Below are 19613 nucleotides of genomic sequence, written 5' to 3'. Positions count from 1 at the left end.
CTGTTTACACGTGTGGTGGACACCCTAGCGCGAGGGTCGCCGGAACCCCCGATCGGGTGCCCGGTTAGTGTTTCACCGTGGCCGATACGAGCACGGCGGGCGCTCCGTCCGGGTACTTCGACGCCGCGTCCACCGAGGCGCCGCACCCGGCGGGCCGGGCCGCGCTCCTGGAGGCGCTGGACGCGGGCTGGGCCGACCCCGCGCGGCTGTACGGGCCGGCGCGCGCCACCCGGCTGCTGCTCGACCGTGCCCGCGCGCGTGTCGCGGGCGTGCTCGGCGCGCGTCCGGACGAGGTGTCGTTCACGTCGTCGGGCACCCAGGCGGTGCACCTGGCGGTCCTCGGGGGGCTCCAGGCGCGCCGGCGCGCCGGGCGGCACCTCGTGGTGGGCGCCGTGGAGCACTCCAGCGTGCTGCACGCCGCCGAGGAGCACGAGCGCGGCGGCGGCGAGGTGACCGTCGTCGGCGTCGACCGCGCCGGGCGCGTCGACCCGGAGGAGTTCGCCGCGGCGCTGCGCCCCGACACCGCGCTCGCGTGCCTGCAGTCGGCCAACCACGAGGTCGGCACCGTGCAGCCGGTCGCCGAGGCGGCGGAGGCGTGCCGCGCCGCCGGGGTGCCGCTGTTCGTGGACGCCGCCCAGTCGCTCGGCCGGGCGGACGTCCCGCCCGGCTGGTCGTTCCTCGCGGGCAGCGCGCACAAGTGGGGCGGCCCCGCGGGCGTCGGCGTGCTCGCCGTCCGCAAGGGCACCCGGTGGCGCTCCCCGCTGCCGGCGGACGAGCGGGAGGGCCGCCGCGTCCCCGGGTTCGAGAACGTTCCCGCCATCGCGGCGGCGGCGGCCGCGCTGGAGGCGTACCGTGCGGACATGGCGGCGGACGCGCCGCGCGTCTCGGCGCTGGTGGACCGCATCCGCGCGGAGGTGGCGCGGAGCGTCCCCGACGTGGAGGTGGTCGGCGACCCGGTCCGGCGGCTGCCGCACCTGGTGACGTTCTCGTGCCTGTACGTCGAGGGCGAGGCGCTGCTGACCGAACTGGACCGGCTGGGTTTCGCGGTTTCCTCCGGGAGCTCGTGCACGGCGGATACGCTGCGTCCCAGTCACGTGCTGGAGGCGATGGGGGTGCTCACCCATGGGAACGTCCGGGTATCGCTGCCGCGCGGCGTCGCCGCCGCGGACGTCGACCGCTTCCTCGGCGTGCTGCCCGCCGCCGTCGCCCGGCTCCGCGAGACGCTGAGGGCCGGGACATGACGAGCGGTGACATGAGCGGTCACATGAACAGCGGTGACATGACGGGCCGCCGGACGGTCGGCACCTTCGAGACGGGGAGGCGGTCGCGCCCATGAGGTTCCGAGGCCGCGGCAGGAACGCCGCGCCGCCCGCGGACGCCGCGCCGGCGCCCGAGCCGGCCCCCGCCGGCCCGCCGCCCGTGCTCGTCATCGACGCGCTCGGCCGCAAGTGCCCCATCCCGATCATCATGCTCGCCGAGCGGATCCGCGAGGTCCCGGTCGGGCAGGTCGTGGCCGTCCTCGCCGACGACGCCGCCGCCCGCACCGACGTCCCCGCCTGGTGCCGGATGAAGTCGCAGGACTTCGTCCGCGAGGAGACCCTGCAGCAGGGCGGCTGGGGCTTCCACATCCGCCGCACGTACTGACGCGCCCGCCCTATGCGCCGGCGCGCCGGAGGGCCGCGCCGGTCGGCGCGGCCCTCCGGCGCGATGCCGCTACGGGTTCGGGCAGGTGATGTGGGCCGCGACGTCGGCGGCGGCGTCGGCGCCGTAGGCGGCGGCGAAGCGGTCGAGGAACGCCTGGCGGGCTAGGCCGTACTCCTGCGGGCCCGCGGCCTCCAGCGCGTACGCGGCGATGGTGCAGCCGACCTGCGCGGCGCGCTCCAGCGGCAGGCCCCAGGCGGTGGCCGACAGGAAGCCGCCGCGGAACGCGTCGCCGACGCCGGTCGGGTCGGCGACCTTCTCGACCGGGACGCAGGGGACGTGCACGCCCTCCTCGCCCTCGCGGTCGATGACGACGCCCTTGGCGCCGAGGGTGGTGACGCGGACGCCGACGCGGGACAGGATCTCCGCGCCTGTCCAGCCGGTCTTCTCCTCGGCGAGCGCCTTCTCGTACTCGTTGCTGAACAGGTACGCGGCGCCGTCGATGAGCCGGCGCACGTCGGCGCCGTCCATCCGGGCGAGCTGCTGGGACGGGTCGGCGGCGAACGGGAGGCCGCGGGTGCGGCACTCGTCGGTGTGCCGCGTCATCGCGTCCGGGTCGTTCGGGCTGATGACGACGAGGTCGAGCCCGCCGACGCGGTCGGCGACCGGGCGCAGCTCGATGGAGCGGGCCTCGCTCATCGCGCCCGCGTAGAACGTGGCGATCTGGTTCTGGTCCTGGTCGGTGGTGCACAGGAACCGGGCGGTGTGGTGGACGTCCGAGACGTGCACGGACGCGGTGTCCACGGCGTGGCGCTCCAGCCAGGACCGGTAGTCGGCGAAGTCGTCGCCGACGGAGCCGACGAGGATCGACTCCTTGCCGAGGCTGCCCATCGCGAAGCAGATGTTGGCGGCGATGCCGCCCCGGCGGATCTCCAGCTCGTCCACCAGGAAGGACAGCGACACCCGGTCCAGCTGGTCGGGCAGGAGCTGGTCGGTGAACCTGCCAGGGAAGGTCATCAGATGGTCGGTCGCAATGGAGCCAGTCACGGCGATGCGCACGGCGTCGCTCTCCTCGTCGTGGTCGTCCGGCTGTTTCACCGGCTGTTTCGAACCCCGAAAGACTACTTCCCCATCGCACCACAGATCGTCGCCGTGCCCCAGCGGGCGGGGCGAAATCGCCTCCCGCGGGCACGCGAAAGGGCGGCCCGGGCCGGACCCGGACCGCCCTCCCGGACGCTCCCGTCACGTGGCGGCCGCTCGCGCGGCGCCCCGGCGGAGGCGGCGCCTCAGTTGAAGGAGTCGCCGCAGGCGCAGGAGCCCGACGCGTTCGGGTTGTCGATCGTGAAGCCCTGCTTCTCGATCGAGTCGACGAAGTCGATGGTGGCGCCGGTCAGGTAGGGCGCGCTCATCCGGTCGACGCGCACGTTGAGGCCGTCGAAGTCCTGCACCTGGTCCCCGTCCATCTCCCGCTCGTCGAAGAAGAGCTGGTAGATCAGGCCGGAGCAGCCGCCCGGCTGCACGGCGACACGCAGCGCAAGGTCGTCGCGGCCCTCCTGCTCGAGCAGGCCCTTGGCCTTCTCGGCGGCGGCGTCGGTCAGGACGACGCCCTGCTGCGTGGTCTCCTGCGTGGTCTCGCCTGAAACCGTCATGTGTTCAGCTCCCGGGTCTCGCTGCGCCGCGGTGCGGCGGACTGTCGCTTGTCCGAGGACGTGATGCGCCTCTTCCCGTAGGACAACGTACCTCGCTACATGGCCATTCCGCTTATCGGCCGGGTTTAACTCCCCGCCGCGGTGCGTTCTACGTCACATCACCGCCGGCGCCGGGATGTGCCATCATTAGTCGTCAAAGCGACGATAAGCCCCCGTCGCCGAAGGGAGACTCCCGATGACCACCCCGGTACGCGACCTTCCGCTGCTCCTGCTCGGCACCGGCGCCGACCCCGCCAGCGAACGCGGCGTGGACTGCCCCGGCGAGCTGCCGCCGGCGTCCGACCCGGCGCTGGTCGAGCGCGCCCGCGCCGCCAAGGCGTCCCTCGGCGACCGGGTGTTCGTCCTCGGCCACCACTACCAGCGGGACGAGGTCATCCAGTTCGCCGACGTCACCGGCGACTCGTTCAAGCTGGCGCAGCAGGCGGCGGCGCGTCCCGAGGCGCCCTACGTGGTGTTCTGCGGCGTGCACTTCATGGCGGAGTCGGCCGACATCCTGACCGCCGCGCACCAGCGGGTGATCCTGCCCGACCTCGGCGCCGGCTGCTCGATGGCCGACATGGCGACGTTCGACCAGGTCGAGGACTGCTGGGACGTCCTTGAGGACGCCGGCGTCGCCGACGACGTCGTCCCCGTCACGTACATGAACTCCTCCGCCGACATCAAGGCGTTCGTCGGCCGGCACGGCGGCGTGGTGTGCACCTCCTCCAACGCCAAGCGCGCCCTGGACTGGGCCTACGGCAAGGGCAAGAAGGTCCTGTTCCTGCCCGACCAGCACCTCGGCCGCAACACCGCCGTCCTGGAGATGGGCTTCTCACTGGACGACTGCGTCGTCTACAGCCCGCACCGGCGCGAGGGCGGGCTCACGCACCAGCAGTTGCGGGACGCCAAGATGATCCTCTGGCGCGGCCACTGCTCGGTGCACGGCCGGTTCACCAGGGAGTCGGTGGACGAGGTCAGGGAGCGCGTCCCCGGAGTGAACGTCCTCGTGCACCCCGAGTGCCGCCACGAGGTCGTCACGGCCGCCGACCAGATCGGCTCCACCGAGTACATCATCAGGACCCTCGATGCCGCCGAGCCCGGCTCGTCCTGGGCGATCGGCACCGAGCTGAACCTCGTCCGGCGGCTGGCGAACGCGCACCCGGACAAGAACGTCATGTTCCTCGACAAGACGGTCTGCTACTGCTCGACGATGAACCGCATCGACCTCCCGCACCTGGTGCTGTCGCTGGAGTCGCTGGCGGCGGGCGACGTCCAGAACGTCATCGAGGTGGACGAGGAGACCGCGCACTACGCCCGCGCCGCCCTCGACCAGATGCTCGCCCTGCCCTAGCCGCCCGTGGGGGCGCGCCCGGCCGGTCACGGGGCGGGGGCGTCCCAGAGCGGGAACCAGCGCGCCCTGTCGGGCTCGATCGGCAGGGTTCCGGTTAGTGCGTCACGGGCGCGGGTCTCGACCAGGTTGTTGCGGCCGCGGGAGGCGGCATCGGCGGCGCCGTCCGGGCCGTCGGCCGGGCGCGGCGCGAACGGATAGAACGCGTCCCGTACCGGCGCGTGCACCAGGAAGAGCCGCTGGCGCTCCGCGCCCCTGCGGAAGCCCGCGACCGCGCACAGCAGGTAGCGCCCGTAGCCGGCGTCGGCGAGCGTCGACTCGATGAGGTGCAGGTCGGCGACCAGCGCCTCGAAGTCGCCGGGCGGGCGGGCGACGCGGATCCATCCCCAGCCGTGCGGGTCGGCGCTGGTGCCCGTCCGCCGGGCCGCGTCGCCGGACAGCAGCCGGGCGACCTCGCGCTGCGCGCGCCCGAACGCGCCGAACGGCCCGCCCTCCACGAGCCGGTGGCAGACGCCGCCCGCCCCGGTCGGGGCGAAGCCCGTCGCCGCCTCCAGCGCCGGCGCGGCGGCGGGGAGCGCGAACAGCCGGCCGGTGCCGGACGCGGCGGACGGCGGCGCGGGCCGGCCGAGGAGCCCGTCCAGGAGGCCCACGCTCATCCCCCGCTCGCCAGCCGCCAGGAGAGGCCGGTCAGCCGCTCCTTGCGCCGCTCCGTCGGCGGATGGGTGGCCAGCAGCCCGGCCACGCCGCCGCCGCGCGCCGCGACCACGCAGCGCGGCGCGGCCGGGCGCAGCGCCCGCAGGTCGTCGCGGGACGCGTCGCGCAGCTCGTCGGTGATCTTGTCGAGCGCCGTCGCGAGGTCGGCGGGCCGCCCGGTGAGCAGCGCCCCGGTGGCGTCGGCGCACAGCTCGCGCTGCCGCGCCAGGGCGAGCAGCACCAGCGTGCCCGCCGCGTACAGCACCGCGGCCACGGCGGCGAGCGGCAGCAGGACGACCCCGGCGGGCAGCGCGGCGGCGCGCCCCGCGGCACTCCTGCCGCGGCCGGTGAGCAGGCCCGCCCACCAGTCGAGGAAGAGCCCGGTGACCAGGCTCGGGAACGAGGCGATGGCCGCGACGAGGACGTCCCGGTTCGCCACGTGCGCGGTCTCGTGCGCCAGGACGGCGGCGAGCTCGGCCGGGTCGAGCCGGGCGCGCAGCCCCTCGGTGACGCACACGACCGCCGAGCCGGGGCCCGAGCCCGCGGCGAAGGCGTTGGGCGCGGCCACGGCGGAGACCGCGAGGCGCGGCCTCGGCAGGCCGGACGACATGCACAGCCGGTCCAGGACCGCGTGCAGTTCGGGCTCCTCGGCGGCGGTCACCTGGCGGGCGTCCATCGCGCGCAGGACGAGGCCGTCGGCCGCCCGCGCCGAGCAGACCGCGACGGCCGCGGCGACGGCCACCGCTGCCGCGCCCCAGACCGGTCCGGCGAGGAACGCGGGCAGCGCGGCGGCCGCGTAGACGAGCGCGACGAGGCCCATCGTGGCGAGCATCCGCCACGTCAGGCCCGGCTCGTCCGCGTCGCGGGAGGGCGTCATGGCCTGACGTTAGACCGGCGCGGTGAACGCTTCAGTGTCGTGCGACGCAGAAGCGGGTGACGGGACGGCTACAGGCCGGGGGCGCCCCAGACGGGGAACCAGCGGCCGAGGTCCTCCTCGAAGGGGAGGTCGGCGCCGATCGCGCCGCGCACCTGGAGTTCGAGCGCGTTGTCGCGCTTGTCGCCGGGCAGCGGCGCGAACGGGTAGAACGTGCCGCGCTTGTAGAGGTAGACGAGGGCGAGCCGCTGCCCCTCCGGGCCGCGGAAGCCCGCCAGCGAGCACAGCAGGTGCGGCCCGAACCCGCCCGACTCCAGCGTGGAGTTCACCGCGTGCAGGTCGGTGACGAGGTCGGGCAGCTCCTCCGGCGCGTGCGTGGCGAGCAGCCAGGTGTAGCCGTAGGCGTCGTTGCTGATCTCCACCTTGGGGCCCTGGTCGGCGTCGAGCAGTTCCTGGACGTCGGCCTGCAGCCGCGCGAACGCGCCGCCCTCGGCCGCCCGGAAGCACACCGAGCCGCGCCCCGTCGGGGTGAACCCGGTCGCCGCCTCCAGCGTGATCGCGGCCGACGACAGCCCGAAGATCTGGTCGAGGTCGGGCTTGGCCGGCTTGGAGCGGCCGAGGAGGGTGTCCAGGAAACCCACGGGATCAGACTCCCCTGCTGAGCTGGGCGGAGATCTTCGAGAGCTGGGCGAGCCGCTTGTCCAGCGGCGGGTGGGTGGAGAACAGCGCCGCGACGCTGGCGCCGCGGCCGAACGCCGGGGTGAAGAAGAACGCGTTGAACGCCTGCGCGGACCGCAGGTCGTTGGTCGGGATCCGGGCGATCTCGCCGGTGACCTTCGTCAGCGCGCTGGCGAGCGCGGAGGGGCGCCCGGTCAGCAGCGCGGCGGCGCGGTCGGCGGACAGCTCGCGGTACCGCGACAGGGCGCGGGTGAGCAGGAAGCTGACCGCGTAGGCGAGCGCGCTGGCCGCGACGACGGCGAGCAGGATCAGCCCGGTGTTCTGGTCGTTGCTGCGGCGGGAGAACCCGCCCCACAGGCCCCACTGGAGGCCGAAGCGGGTGATGAGGCCCGCGCAGATGCCGAGGAACGAGGCGATCGTCATGACCGCGACGTCCCGGTGCGCGACGTGCGCCATCTCGTGCGCGAGCACGCCCTCCAGCTCGACGGGCTCGAGCCGGCGCAGCAGCCCGGTGGTGACGCAGACGACCGCCTTCTTCTGGTTGCGGCCGGTGGCGAACGCGTTCGGCACGTCGGTGTCGGCGATCGCGACCTTCGGCTTCGGCGCGTCCGACATCGCGCAGATCCGGTCGATGACGCCGTGCAGTTCCGGCGCCTCCTCCGGTGTGACGACGCGGCCGTGCATGGCGAACAGCGTCATCCGGTCGGAGAAGAAGTACTGCGCGAACAGGAACGCCACCGCGACGCCGAGGGCGACGAACGCCCACTGCGGCACGAAGACGAAGAAAGCCCCCACGAAGACGACGTACACCAGCCCCAGCAGGAACATCGTCACGAGCATCCGCGATGTCAGCCCCCGGTCGGAGGCGTAGCGCGTCCTGGCCATGCGGCCACCCCCAAGTCTTGCTCTATTCATTTGTACCAACGCACGAGACCCGGGTTTTGTGCCTGTGTGTCCAGAACAGCCTGATCCAGAACGGTCTGGGCGTCCGGAACGGACGACACACCCGGGGCCCCGCGGCGTCGTGTCACGGGACGTCCCCTTCCCCCGCTGCGCGGAGTCAGTCCGGGATGAGCCCCTCGTCCCCGAGCATGGAGCGCACCTCGTCGATGTGCGCGTCGGCCGGCGGCAGGATCAGCTCCGACGGCTCCAGGCTGTCGGCCGGCAGCGGCCTGCCCACCTTGCGGACGTTCTCCAGCAGGGCGTGCAGCGCGGCGCGGAACGCCGTCTCGTCGCCCGACTCGATCGCCGACTCCAGCTCGGAGTCGAGGGCGTTCAACGAGGACAGGTCCTCGTCGGCCACGTCCAGCTGGCCCTCGCCCATGAGGCGGACGATCACTGGGCACCCCCGGGGTTGTTCGGCCACGGGGCCTGCTGGGGGGTGTCCTGCTGCTGCTGTTGCGGCTGCGCGTTCGGCGTGCCCTGGTTCAGCTGCTTGGGCGCGGGGCCCTGGCCGAGCTCGGCCTTCAGCTGCTCCAGCTCCAGGTCGACGCCGGGACCGGAGCCCATCCGGTCGAGCTCGGCCTGGATGTCGTCCTTCGGACCGGAGAAGTCCTCCAGGGCGCCGGAGGCCAGCAGCTCGTCGATCGCGCCGGCGCGGGCCTTCATCGTGTCGGTCTTCTCCTCGGCGCGCTGGATCGCCAGGCCGACGTCGCCCATCTCCTCGGAGATGCCGGAGAACGCCTCGTTGATCTTCGTCTGCGCCTCGGCGGCCGTGTAGGTCGCCTTGATCGTCTCCTTGCGGGTGCGGAAGGAGTCGACCTTGGCCTGCAGCCGCTGGGACGCGAGCGTGAGCTTCTCCTCCTCGCCCTGGAGCTGCTGGTACTGGCCGCGCAGGTCGTTCAGCTGGCTCTCCAGGCCGGCCCGGCGGGTCAGCGCCTCGCGGGCGAGGTCCTCGCGGCCCACCTGCAGCGCCTTCTTGCCCTGGTCGGTCAGCTTGCTCTGCTGCTGCTCCAGCTGGTTGATCTGCAGTTCGAGACGCTTGCGCGAGGTGGCGACGTCGGCGACCCCGCGACGAACCTTCTGCAGCATCTCCAGCTGACGCTGGTAGGAGTAATCGAGGGTCTCCCGAGGATCTTCCATGCGGTCCAGGGCTTTGTTCGCCTTGGACTTGAAGATCATCGACATTCGCTTCATCACGCTCATCGCGCGGCGCCGGTCCCTTCGTGCTGTCGCCTCAGTCGTGAACTGGGCTCAATGACCACTGCTGGGGTTCTTATCACCCTACGCGTTAACGCGCGAGGCAGCCACGATGTTCGCAGCCGGTAGTCTGATCCCGTGTTCAAGCGTCGTACCCCGGAGCCCCCGGCGAATCCTCCTCAGGTAGTAAAGCCGGGAGGCAAGGGCCGTCCCACCCCGAAGCGGAAGGACGCCGAAAAGCGCCGCCGCCAGCCGATCACCGCACCGGCCACCGGCAAGGAGGCCTACAAGCGGCGCCGCGCCCAGCTGGCGGACGAGCGTGTCAAGGCGCGCCAGGGCATGGCCCAAGGCGACGAGAAGCACCTGCTCAAGCGGGACAAGGGCCCCGTGCGGCGGATGGCCCGCAACTATGTGGACTCCCGCCGCACCTTCGGCTCGTACCTGATGTACGCCATGTTCGCCATGGTGCTGCTGAGCATGCTGCCGATCCCGGCCGCCCGGCTGCTGGTGCTGTTCGCGCCGCCGCTGCTGCTGATCGTCGTGTTCGGCGAGGGCTTCTGGCTGAGCCGCGGCATCAAGCGGCTGGCCGCCGAGCGCTTCCCCGAGGAGGACGCCAAGGGCGTCGGGCTGTACGCCGCCATGCGCGCCATGCAGATCCGCCGGCTGCGGGTCCCGAACCCGCAGGTGCGGATCGGCGAGAAGGAGAAGGTCTGACCCCGGGCCCGGCGATCATCCGCGGGCTAGGGTCGGAGCCATGGAGTTCCGAAACCTGGGCCGGAGCGGTCTGAAGATCAGCGAGATCGCGTACGGCAACTGGCTCACCCACGGCTCCCAGGTCGAGGAGGACGCCGCCCGCGCGTGCGTGCGGACCGCCCTCGACGAGGGGATCACCACCTTCGACACCGCCGACGTCTACGCCGGCACGCGCGCCGAGGAGGTCCTCGGCCGCGCGCTCAAGGGGCAGCGCCGCGAAGGCCTGGAGATCTTCACCAAGGTCTACTGGCCGACCGGGCCCGGCGTGAACGACCGGGGCCTGTCCCGCAAGCACATCTTCGAGTCGATCCACGCCTCCCTGGGCCGGCTCGGCACCGACTACGTGGACCTGTACCAGGCCCACCGGTTCGACTACGAGACGCCGCTGGAGGAGACCCTGCGCGCGTTCGACGACCTCGTCCGGCAGGGCAAGGTGCTGTACGTCGGCGTGTCGGAGTGGCGGGCCGAGGAGATCGAGCGCGCCCTCAAGATCGCCGACGAGATGGGCTTCGACCGGATCGTCTCGAGCCAGCCGCAGTACTCGATGCTGTGGCGGGTCATCGAGGAGGAGGTCGTCCCGCTGTGCGAGCGCGAGGGGGTCGGCCAGATCGTCTGGTCGCCGATCGCGCAGGGCGTGCTGACCGGCAAGTACAAGCCGGGCCAGCCGCTGCCGGAGGGGTCGCGCGCCACCGACGACAAGGGCGGCGCGGACATGATCAAGCGCTACCTGAACGACGACCTGCTGACCCGCGTGCAGGAGCTGCGGCCCATCGCCGACGGCCTCGGGCTGTCGATGGCGCAGCTGGCGATCGCCTGGACGCTGCAGAACCCGAACGTGTCGGCGGCGATCGTGGGCGCGACCCGTCCCGAGCAGGTCACCGACAACGTGAAGGCCGCGGGGGTGAAGCTGGACGCCGACGTGCTGAAGCGGATCGACGACGTGCTCGGCTCGGCCGTCATCCGCGACCCGGCCAAGACCGCCAGCCCGCGCAAGCGCCCCTGACCGCGGGGCGCACGCCTCCGGCCGGACGCTGACGGGGCCGCGGAGCCGCCGGCTCCGCGGCCCCACGCCTCACTCGGGGTCCTGCAGGCTCATCTCGTACACGAGCGTCTCGCCGTCCAGCAGGACGACCTTGTCCACCTCGTCGGCGCGCAGGCCGCGCCAGTTCTCCCCCAGCCAGCTCTCCGCGTCCGCCTGGGTGGAGAAGGTCTCCTCCGACATGCCGATCGCGCGCCCGTCGGCCCGCTCCAAACGCCAGCTCCACGCCATCGCGTCGACCTCCCTCGTCGCGGGTGAGACTAGCCGGTCACGCGGCGGCTTCGATGGCGCGGCGCAGCGCCTCGGGGCTCGCGGTGTCGGACGTGTCGAGCTTGCGCCCGTTCACCCGCACCGTCGGCGTGCCCTGGATCCCGGACGATATGTAGCCCTGGCTGACCGTCTTCACGCTGCCCGCGTAGCGCTGGCTCTTCACGCAGGAGGTGAAGTCGTCCCCCGTCAGCCCGAGGGGCTCGGCCAGGGAGAGCAGCTGGTCCGTGGTGTAGCCCGTGGAGCTCTCGCTCTCGGGCTGGTTGGCGTAGAGGGCGTCCTGGTAGGAGAGCCAGTGCGCGCCGTCGCCGACGCAGCGCAGGGCGGACGCGGCGCGCAGCGAGTTGTCGTGCGCCGGCTGGGTGCTCGCACCGAAGATCAGCATCGGGTGGAAGACGACCTTGGCGCGTCCCGCGACCACGAGCTGCTTCAGCATCGGGTCGTGCTTGCTGTCGAACGCGCCGCAGGGCGGGCACGCGAAGTCCTCGTAGATGTCGACGACCGGGGCGGCGACGCCGGGCCTGGACATGACGAGGCTGCCGTCGGCCTGGGGCATCGCCTCCGCGCCTCCGGCGATCTTGCCGACCCGCAGCTGGACGTCGCCGCCGCCATCGCCGCCGCCGTCATCGTCGCCGCTCTGGAGGACGAGCACGACCGCCGCCACGATGATCAGCACGACGACGAGGCCGCCGCCGAGCAGCGCGAGCACCGGCCCGCCGGCGCCTTTCCGTCCGGGCGGAGGCGGACCGGGCGGCCCGTGGGGCGGGCCGTAGGGCGTGCCGGGAGGCGGGCCGTAGCCGCCGGGCATGCCGGGCGGGGGCCCGCCCGGCGGCGGGACGGGAGGCGGGCCGTAGGGCGGCCCGCCACCAGGGCCGGGCTGCCCCGGCTGGGGCGGCCAGGGATTGTTCGGGGGGTTGCCCACCGGGCTCCTCCTGTCGGGGGCGAGGTGATCCTTCCCGGGGAGCGTAACCGTAGAGTTCCGACCGGTATGAACATCGAGCTTCGCGGCATCGCCGCTGCCCAGGGCTGGCCCGCGCCCGGCTGCCGGTGCGCGTCCTGCAACCGGCTGCGCGCCGCCGGCGTCCGGCACGAGCCGCTCGGCGGCCTCGCCGACGGCGTACCGCTGGACGACCTGCCGCGCACGGAGGTGCCCGGCGGCCACGAGGTCCGCTCCCCCGGCGGCGGGCGCGTCCTGGTGGCGGCGGGCCCGGGGGCGCGGCCGGAACCGGCCCCGGGGGTGCGGTACGACGCCGTCCTGCTCGACCTCGCGGGCTCCCCCGAGCACCTCGGCCGCCTGCGGCGCGTCGGAGCGGTGACGGCCGCGACCGAGGTCGCCGCCGTCCACGTGGACCACCGGCTGCCCTCCCCCGCCGAGCTGGAGCGCCGCATGGCCTTCTGGAACCGGCCCGGGGACGGCCCGTTCCGCACCCTGCTGCTCGGCGGGAGCCGGTCGGGGAAGTCGGCCGAGGCGGAGCTGCGGCTGGCCGCGTGCCCGGACGTCCTCTACGTCGCGACCGGCCCCGTCCGCGACGACGACCCCGCGTGGGCCGAGCGGGTCGCGGCGCACCGGCGGCGCCGCCCGGCCTGGTGGCGCACCGCCGAGACGACGGCCCTGGCGGACGTCCTGGCGTCCGCGACGGGCGCGGTCCTGGTGGACGGCATCGGCACCTGGCTGGCCGCCGCGATGGACGAGTCCGCCGCCTGGGACGACCCGTCGCGGGCGCTGCCCCGCCTCGACGAGCTGGTCGAGGCGTGGCGCGGCACGGCGGCGCGGGTGGTCGCGGTCAGCGACGAGGTCGGGCTGTCCCTGGTGCCGACGACGCCGTCCGGGCGGGCGTTCCGGGACCTGCTCGGGCTGGCCAACCAGCGGCTCGCGGCCGAGTCGGAGGAGGCCGCCCTGGTGGTCGCGGGACGCGTCATGGAGCTGCCGTGATCGAGGGGCTGCGGCTGGCGGTGACGCTGCTGACCGTCGTCCCGCTGGGCCGGGCGCGGGTCGACCGCGGCACCGCGCGCGCCGCCATGCTGCTGGCCCCGGCCGCCGGTCTGCTCACCGGCGGCGCCGCCGCGCTCGTCCTGCTCGCGGGCGGCGCGCTCGGCCTGCCCGGCCTCCTGGCGGCGGTGCTCGCGGTGGCCGCGACGGCGGCGATGACCCGGGCGCTGCACCTGGACGGCCTGGCCGACCTCGCGGACGGGCTTGGCAGCGGCCGTCCCGCCGCCGAGGCCCTGACCATCATGAAGCGCTCGGACATCGGCCCGTTCGGCGTGGTCACGCTGCTGCTGACCGTCCTGGCCCAGGTCGCGGCGCTGGCCTCGGCGCCGCATCCGGCCGTCGCCGCGCTCGTCGCGGCGGTCGCCGGGCGGCTGGCGCTCCCGTGGGCCTGCCGGAGCGGCGTTCCGTCCGCGCGTCCCGGCGGCCTGGGCGCGCTGGTCGCGGGGACGGTCGGCACGCGCGCGGTGCTGCCGGTCACGGCGGTGGTCCTCGCCGCCGCCACGGGCGCCGGAGCGGCCGCCGGCGGGGTCGGCGCCGCCGTCCAGGCCGGGCTCGCGGTGCTCGCCGCGCTGGCCGCCGCGCTGCTGATGCTCCGGCACGCCGTCCGGCGGCTGGGCGGCGTGACCGGCGACGTCCTCGGCGCCCTCGTCGAGCTCGCCGCGACGGCCGCGCTGGTCGTCCTCGCCGCCCGGCCGTGACGCGCGGCCGGGACGGCCGCGGGCGCGCCGGGACCGTCTCCGGGCCGGGCAATGCTTGATCCAAAAGGACGAAAGCGGTCACCGGGAGGACTACCATCGTGCTACGTGACGAGCATCAGCCTTGACAGCGCAGCCCTGGCCAGTCTTGACACCGACGCGATCGTGATCGGCGTCACTCCAGCCGGGGCGGGCGCCGCGCCGGCCGGGGCGGAAGACCTCGACCGCGCCATGGACGGCCGCCTCGCGGACGCGCTCGGCGCGCTCGGCGCCACCGGCAAGGCCGGTGAGATCACCAGGCTGCCGACGCTCGGCGCCGTCACCGCCAAGGTCGTCGTCGCCGCCGGGCTCGGCGAGGACCCCTCCGCCGAGGACCTGCGCCGCGCCGCCGGCGCCGCCGTCCGGTCCCTCGCGGGCACGGCCCGGGTCGCCGTGGCGCTGCCCGCGGCGTCCGCCGAGGCCGTCGAGGCGGTCGCGCTCGGCGCGCTGCTCGGCGCCTACTCCTTCGACACCTTCCGCACCGGCGGCGACCGCAAGGCCCCCGTCGAGGAGATCCGGCTCGCGGCGCCCGCTGCCGAGGAGGCCGCCGTCGCCCGCGCCCGCACCCTCGCCGCGTCGGTGAAGCTCGTCCGCGACCTGGTCAACACCCCGCCCTCGCACCTGACGCCCGAGGACCTCGCCGCCGAGGCGGGCCGCGTCGCCGCCGAGTCCGGGCTCGCGATCGAGGTGCTGGACGAGAAGGCCCTCGTGGAGGGCGGCTACGGCGGCATCGCCGGCGTCGGGCAGGGCTCGGTGAACCCGCCGCGGCTCGTCCGGCTCGCCTACACCCACGCCGAGGCGTCCCGGACGCTCGCGCTGGTCGGCAAGGGCATCACGTTCGACTCCGGCGGCCTGTCCCTCAAGCCCACCGAGGCGATGGACTGGATGAAGTCCGACATGGGCGGCGCCGCGGCGGTGCTCGGCGCGCTCGACGCCATCGCCAAGCTCGGCCCGAAGGTCAACGTCGTCGGCTACCTCGCCATCGCCGAGAACATGCCGAGCGGCACCGCGCAGCGCCCGTCCGACGTGCTGCGCATGTACGGCGGCAAGACCGTGGAGGTCCTCAACACCGACGCCGAGGGCCGCCTGGTCATGGCCGACGCCATCGTCCGCGCCGGCGAGGACTCCCCCGACCTCATCGTGGACGTCGCCACGCTGACCGGCGCGCAGCTCGTCGCGCTCGGCACCCGCACCACCGGCGTCATGGCCAACGACGACGACGTCCGCGAGAAGGTCGTGGCGGCGGCCGAGCGCGCGGGCGAGCCGTCCTGGGGCATGCCGCTGCCGGCCGAGCTGCGCAAGGGCCTGGACTCGGCGGTCGCCGACATCGCCAACATCAGCGGCGAGCGCTGGGGCGGCATGCTCGTCGCCGGGACGTTCCTGAAGGAGTTCGTGCCGGACGGCGTCAAGTGGGCGCACCTCGACATCGCCGGACCGTCCTTCAACAAGGGCGAGGCGTACGGCTACACCCCGAAGGGCGGCACCGGCGCGGCGGCCCGCACGCTGGTCCAGCTCGCCGAGGACGTCGCCGCGGGAATTCTGTAGCGAACCCCGCCGCTGTGACCTTGCGGAGAACAGAATAGGTTTCTCATGGCGGCGGGGGCCCGCCCGCGGTGCTCCCCGCCCCGCCCTACCACTACGGGCGCCCCGGTCCACGCGGGCGCCGCGACAGGGGAAATGGAGCGTCCAGTGGCCAACAGCGGCACCTTCGACATCGTCGTCCTAGGCGCCGGCAGCGGCGGTTACGCGTGCGCGCTGCGCGCCGCCGAGCTCGGCAGGTCGGTCGCACTCATCGAGCGGGACGAGTCCCTCGGCGGGACGTGCCTCAACCGCGGATGCATCCCCACCAAGGCGCTGCTGCACGCGGCCGAGGTGGCGGACCACGCGCGGGACGCGGCGAAGTTCGGCGTCAAGACCACGTTCGAGGGCATCGACGTGGCCGGTGTGAACGCCTACAAGGACAAGGTCGTCTCGACGACCGTCAAGGGCCTCACCGGGCTGATCAAGACCCGGGGCATCGAGGTCGTGCACGGCACCGGCCGGCTCACCGGCCCGACCACCGTCGAGGTCACCGCGCCCGGCGGGGAGACCAGCGTGATCGAGGGCGGGCACATCGTCCTCGGCACCGGCTCGCAGCCCAAGAGCCTGCCCGGCCTGGAGATCGACGGCGAGCGCGTCATCTCCAGCGACCACGCGCTGCGGCTGGAGCACGTGCCCGCGTCCGTCGTCATCCTCGGCGGCGGCGTGATCGGCGTCGAGTTCGCGAGCGTGTGGCGCTCGTTCGGCGCCGAGGTCACGATCGTGGAGGCGCTGCCGCACCTGCTCCCGCTGGAGGAGGAGTCCAGCTCCAAACGGCTGGAGCGCGCGTTCCGCAAGCGCGGCATCAAGTTCGAGACCGGCACCCGGTTCGAGAGCGCCAAGCCGACGCAGGGCGGCGTCTCCGTCACCCTCGAAGGCGGCAAGACCGTCGACGCCGAGCTGCTGCTCGTCGCGGTCGGCCGCGGCCCGATCTCCGACGGCATCGGGCTGGCCGAGGCCGGCGTCGAGACCGAGCGCGGGTTCGTCAAGGTCGACGAGTACTGCCGGACGAACGTGCCCACGATCTCCGCGGTGGGCGACCTGATCCCCACCCCGCAGCTGGCCCACGTCGGCTTCGCCGAGGGCATCCTCGTCGCCGAGCGGCTGAGCGGGCTCACCCCGCCGCCGATCGACTACGACGGCGTGCCCCGCATCACCTACTCCGACCCCGAGGTGGCCTCGGTCGGCATCACGTCCGCGGTGGCGCGCGAGCGCGGGCACCAGATCAAGGAGGTCGTCTACGACCTGGCCGGCAACCCCAAGAGCAAGATCCTGGGGACGCAGGGCGAGGTCAAGGTGATCGCCGCCGTGGACGGCCCCGTCCTCGGCATCCACATGGTCGGCGCGCGCGTCGGCGAGCTCATCGCGGAGGGCCAGCTCATCTACAACTGGGAGGCCCTCCCGAGCGAGGTCGCCCAGCTGATCCATCCCCACCCGACCCAGTCCGAGGCGGTCGGCGAGGCACATCTCGCCCTCGCCGGCAAACCACTGCACGTGCACGGCTGAACGCCGCACAAGTAATACGAAGGAGTCCCTGAGACATGCCGGTCTCCGTCACCATGCCCCAGCTCGGCGAGAGCGTCACCGAGGGCACCGTCACCCGCTGGCTCAAGAAGGAGGGCGAGCGCGTCGAGACCGACGAGCCGCTCCTCGAGGTGTCCACCGACAAGGTGGACACCGAGATCCCCTCGCCCGCCTCGGGCATCCTGACCAGCATCACCGTCGCCGAGGACGAGACCGTCGAGGTCGGCGCCGAACTGGCGGTCATCGGCGACGAGGGCGAGGCGCCGTCCGGCGGCGGCGCCCCGGCCGACGCCGAGCAGCAGGCCCCGGCCGCGCCGGAGCCGCCGCGGCAGGAGGCCCCCCAGCCGCCGGCGCCGCAGGGCCCGCCGCCCGCCGCGTGGCCGCCGCCCGCGCAGCAGCAGGCCCCGGCGCCGCCCGCGCCGCCGGCCCCGCCCGCGCCCGCCCCGCAGCAGGCGCCGCAGCAGCCGGCCCCGCAGGCGCCCGAGCCGGCCCCGGCCGCCCAGGCCCAGCCGGCGGCCCCGTCCGGCGAGGGCCCGTACGTGACGCCGCTGGTGCGCAAGCTCGCCGCCGAGCACGGCGTCGACCTCGGCACGGTGAAGGGCACCGGCGTCGGCGGCCGGATCCGCAAGCAGGACGTCCTGGAGGCCGCCCGCGCCGCGCAGGAGGCCGCCGCCCGGCAGCAGGCCGCGCCCGCCGCCCCGGCCGCCCCCGCCGCGCCGGCCCAGGTGCCGGCCGGCCGGCACGCCGCGCCCGCCCCCGCGGGCGCCCCGGCCGAGCAGCTCGCGCTGCGCGGCCGCACCGAGAAGATGTCGCGGATGCGGCAGACGATCGCCCGCCGCATGGTCGAGTCGCTGCAGGTGTCCGCGCAGCTCACCACCGTGGTCGAGGTGGACGTCACGCGGATCGCGCGGCTGCGCGAGCAGGCGAAGGCCGACTTCGAGGCCCGCGAGGGCGTCAAGCTGTCGTTCCTGCCGTTCTTCGCGCAGGCGGCGGTCGAGGCGCTCAAGGCGCACCCGAAGCTGAACGCGGTCATCAACAGCGAGACCAACGAGGTCACCTACCACGACGTCGAGAACCTCGGCATCGCGGTGGACGTGCAGGAGCGCGGCCTGATGGTCCCGGTCGTGCACAACGCCGGGCAGCTGAACCTGGGCGGCCTCGCGCAGCGGATCGCCGACCTCGCCGAGCGCACCCGCGCCGGCAACGTCAGCCCGGACGAGCTGGCCGGCGGCACCTTCACGCTGACCAACACCGGCAGCCGCGGCGCGCTGTTCGACACCCCGATCCTCAACCAGCCGCAGGTCGGCATGCTCGGCACCGGCGCCGTGGTGAAGCGCCCCGCCGTCATCGACGACCCGCAGCTGGGCGAGGTCATCGCGGTCCGGTCGATGGTCTACCTGGCGCTGACCTACGACCACCGCCTGATCGACGGCGCGGACGCCGCCCGCTTCCTCGCCACGATCAAGCACCGCCTGGAGGAGGGCAACTTCGACGCCGACCTCGGTCTCTGACCGACGGAGTCGGGCAGAGACCGAGGCAGTGAGTCGGGGGGCGCGGGGGGTCGCCCCCCGCAAGGCACTCGGTCTCTGACCGACGGAGTCGGGCAGAGATAACCGACGAAGTCCTGCGTGCTTGGAGCCCCGCTGTGCCGTTCGGCCGGCGGGGCTTCGGCGTGTCCGGGGAAACGCGGGACCGGGGTGAGAATCTCACCGATCGGTGGCATCGTCCGCCTAGGGTGGGTGCATGAGGGTCACCGTCACGGGCTCGTCGGGCCTCATCGGCTCGGCGCTGGTGCAGTCACTGCGGGAGGACGGCCACGACGTCGTCCGGCTGGTCCGGCGGGAGCCGGCGCGCGACGACGAGGCGCGCTGGTCACCGGCGGACGGATGCGTCGAGAAGGACTCCCTGGAGGGCGCGGACGCGGTCGTGCACCTGGCGGGCGCCGGGGTCGGCGACCGGCCGTGGACGAAGGCGTACAAGCGCAAGATCCGGGACAGCCGGCTGGCCGGCACCCGGACGCTCGCGGAGGGGATCGCGGCGGCGAACCCGCGGCCCCGGGTGCTGGTGTGCGGGTCGGCGATCGGCTACTACGGCGACACCGGCGACCGGGAGGTGGACGAGGAGTCCCCCGCCGGGGCGGGCTTCCTCGCCGACCTCGTCCGCGACTGGGAGGCCGCGGCCGACCCGGCGCGGGAGGCGGGCGTCCGGGTCGTGCTGCCGCGCACCGGGGTCGTGCTGGCCCGCGAGGGCGGCATCCTCGGGCGGACGCTGCCGCTGTTCCGGCTGGGGCTCGGCGGCACGCTCGGCGACGGCCGGCAGTGGACGAGCTGGATCTCCCTCGCCGACCAGGTCGCGGCGCTGCGGTTCCTGATCGACCGGGAGATCGAGGGGCCGGTCAACCTGACCGCGCCGAACCCGGTGACGAACGCGGCCTACACGCGGGCGCTCGGCAGCGTCCTGCACCGGCCGGCGCGGCTGGCGGTGCCGCGGTTCGCGCTGCGGGCGGCGCTGCGCGGGTTCGCCGACGAGGGGCCGCTGGTCAGCCAGCGGGTGCTGCCCCGGCGGCTCGCCGGGGCGGGGTTCCGGTTCGCGCACGAGCACGTGGACGAGGCCCTCGCCGCCGTCCTGTGAGTCCCAAGATTCGTCAAAGTCCCGGCCGACCCCATT

Annotated in this window: 21 protein-coding genes; 11 read left to right on the top strand and 10 right to left on the bottom strand. The window is 74.1% G+C overall.

The annotated features are described in order from the left end of the window. Window positions 1-77 precede the first annotated feature (77 nt). On the top strand, window positions 78-1241 hold the full coding sequence (locus HUT06_RS14775; protein WP_176196257.1) for a cysteine desulfurase family protein: 1164 nt from the start codon (window positions 78-80) through the stop codon (window positions 1239-1241). Window positions 1242-1332: 91 nt separating this feature from the next. Then, a complete protein-coding gene (locus HUT06_RS45225; protein WP_176196256.1) occupies window positions 1333-1644 on the top strand; it encodes a sulfurtransferase TusA family protein in 312 nt (103 codons plus the stop codon). Between the two features lie 69 nt (window positions 1645-1713). Here HUT06_RS45225 and HUT06_RS14765 read toward each other — a convergent pair whose 3' ends face one another. Both HUT06_RS14765 and HUT06_RS14760 read right to left on the bottom strand, forming a co-directional pair. After that, on the bottom strand, window positions 1714-2700 hold the full coding sequence (locus HUT06_RS14765) for a carbohydrate kinase family protein (protein WP_176201370.1): 987 nt from the start codon (window positions 2698-2700) through the stop codon (window positions 1714-1716). Between the two features lie 227 nt (window positions 2701-2927). After that, window positions 2928-3290, bottom strand: coding sequence for an iron-sulfur cluster assembly accessory protein (locus HUT06_RS14760; RefSeq protein ID WP_176196255.1), 363 nt, complete (start codon window positions 3288-3290; stop codon window positions 2928-2930). Between the two features lie 235 nt (window positions 3291-3525). Here HUT06_RS14760 and nadA point away from each other — a divergent pair, with 235 nt between their 5' ends. Further along, complete coding sequence (nadA, locus tag HUT06_RS14755) at window positions 3526-4680, top strand: quinolinate synthase NadA (protein WP_176196254.1); 1155 nt, start codon at window positions 3526-3528, stop codon at window positions 4678-4680. A gap of 26 nt (window positions 4681-4706) precedes the next feature. Here nadA and HUT06_RS14750 read toward each other — a convergent pair whose 3' ends face one another. The 6 genes from HUT06_RS14750 to HUT06_RS14725 form a co-directional block, all read right to left on the bottom strand. Continuing rightward, the gene (locus HUT06_RS14750; RefSeq protein WP_254715181.1) at window positions 4707-5333 is read right to left on the bottom strand and encodes a hypothetical protein; all 627 of its coding nucleotides are present in this window, start codon (window positions 5331-5333) and stop codon (window positions 4707-4709) included. Further along, entirely contained in the window at window positions 5330-6247 is a 918-nt protein-coding gene (locus tag HUT06_RS14745) for a M48 family metalloprotease (RefSeq protein WP_176196253.1), read from the bottom strand. Before HUT06_RS14745 ends, HUT06_RS14750 begins: the two co-directional genes overlap by 4 nt. Window positions 6248-6315: 68 nt before the next feature. Further along, window positions 6316-6885, bottom strand: a complete 570-nt coding sequence (locus tag HUT06_RS14740) for a hypothetical protein (protein WP_176196252.1) — start codon at window positions 6883-6885, stop codon at window positions 6316-6318. 4 nt (window positions 6886-6889) lie between these two features. After that, window positions 6890-7807, bottom strand: coding sequence for a zinc metalloprotease HtpX (htpX, locus tag HUT06_RS14735; protein ID WP_176196251.1), 918 nt, complete (start codon window positions 7805-7807; stop codon window positions 6890-6892). A 175-nt stretch (window positions 7808-7982) separates the two neighbouring features. Further along, a complete protein-coding gene (locus HUT06_RS14730) occupies window positions 7983-8261 on the bottom strand; it encodes a hypothetical protein (protein WP_138639258.1) in 279 nt (92 codons plus the stop codon). After that, window positions 8258-9067, bottom strand: a complete 810-nt coding sequence (locus HUT06_RS14725) for a PspA/IM30 family protein (RefSeq protein ID WP_217711304.1) — start codon at window positions 9065-9067, stop codon at window positions 8258-8260. The genes HUT06_RS14730 and HUT06_RS14725 overlap by 4 nt, the downstream gene beginning before the upstream one ends. Window positions 9068-9199: 132 nt before the next feature. Here HUT06_RS14725 and HUT06_RS14720 point away from each other — a divergent pair, with 132 nt between their 5' ends. After that, the gene (locus tag HUT06_RS14720; RefSeq protein ID WP_176196249.1) at window positions 9200-9775 is read left to right on the top strand and encodes a DUF3043 domain-containing protein; all 576 of its coding nucleotides are present in this window, start codon (window positions 9200-9202) and stop codon (window positions 9773-9775) included. 40 nt (window positions 9776-9815) lie between these two features. Further along, window positions 9816-10817 (top strand): aldo/keto reductase family protein, encoded by a 1002-nt coding sequence (locus tag HUT06_RS14715; RefSeq protein WP_176196248.1) that lies wholly within the window; start codon window positions 9816-9818, stop codon window positions 10815-10817. Between the two features lie 69 nt (window positions 10818-10886). Here HUT06_RS14715 and HUT06_RS14710 read toward each other — a convergent pair whose 3' ends face one another. Both HUT06_RS14710 and HUT06_RS14705 read right to left on the bottom strand, forming a co-directional pair. Beyond that, window positions 10887-11084, bottom strand: coding sequence for a hypothetical protein (locus HUT06_RS14710; RefSeq protein ID WP_176196247.1), 198 nt, complete (start codon window positions 11082-11084; stop codon window positions 10887-10889). Between the two features lie 37 nt (window positions 11085-11121). Continuing rightward, a complete protein-coding gene (locus HUT06_RS14705; RefSeq protein ID WP_176196246.1) occupies window positions 11122-12042 on the bottom strand; it encodes a thioredoxin domain-containing protein in 921 nt (306 codons plus the stop codon). 66 nt (window positions 12043-12108) lie between these two features. On the opposite strand from HUT06_RS14705, the gene HUT06_RS14700 reads away from it, so the two are divergent. From HUT06_RS14700 to HUT06_RS14675, 6 genes are all read left to right on the top strand, one after another. Then, the gene (locus tag HUT06_RS14700; RefSeq protein WP_176196245.1) at window positions 12109-13053 is read left to right on the top strand and encodes a bifunctional adenosylcobinamide kinase/adenosylcobinamide-phosphate guanylyltransferase; all 945 of its coding nucleotides are present in this window, start codon (window positions 12109-12111) and stop codon (window positions 13051-13053) included. After that, the gene (locus HUT06_RS14695; RefSeq protein ID WP_176196244.1) at window positions 13050-13808 is read left to right on the top strand and encodes an adenosylcobinamide-GDP ribazoletransferase; all 759 of its coding nucleotides are present in this window, start codon (window positions 13050-13052) and stop codon (window positions 13806-13808) included. The genes HUT06_RS14700 and HUT06_RS14695 overlap by 4 nt, the downstream gene beginning before the upstream one ends. Window positions 13809-13913: 105 nt before the next feature. Beyond that, a complete protein-coding gene (locus HUT06_RS14690) occupies window positions 13914-15389 on the top strand; it encodes a leucyl aminopeptidase (RefSeq protein ID WP_254715180.1) in 1476 nt (491 codons plus the stop codon). Window positions 15390-15521: 132 nt separating this feature from the next. Next, window positions 15522-16928: a dihydrolipoyl dehydrogenase gene (gene lpdA / locus HUT06_RS14685; protein WP_176196242.1), complete on the top strand. Its 1407-nt coding sequence runs from the start codon at window positions 15522-15524 to the stop codon at window positions 16926-16928. A gap of 35 nt (window positions 16929-16963) precedes the next feature. Beyond that, on the top strand, window positions 16964-18457 hold the full coding sequence (gene sucB / locus HUT06_RS14680; RefSeq protein ID WP_176196241.1) for a 2-oxoglutarate dehydrogenase, E2 component, dihydrolipoamide succinyltransferase: 1494 nt from the start codon (window positions 16964-16966) through the stop codon (window positions 18455-18457). A gap of 232 nt (window positions 18458-18689) precedes the next feature. After that, window positions 18690-19577, top strand: coding sequence for a TIGR01777 family oxidoreductase (locus HUT06_RS14675; protein ID WP_176196240.1), 888 nt, complete (start codon window positions 18690-18692; stop codon window positions 19575-19577). The last annotated feature ends 36 nt before the right edge of the window (window positions 19578-19613 follow it).

It is taken from the genome of Actinomadura sp. NAK00032 (assembly GCF_013364275.1).
In the GTDB taxonomy this organism is placed as follows: domain Bacteria; phylum Actinomycetota; class Actinomycetes; order Streptosporangiales; family Streptosporangiaceae; genus Spirillospora.
The sequence above is the reverse complement of the archived record's forward strand: the minus strand, read 5'-3'. Positions and strand labels throughout refer to the sequence as shown.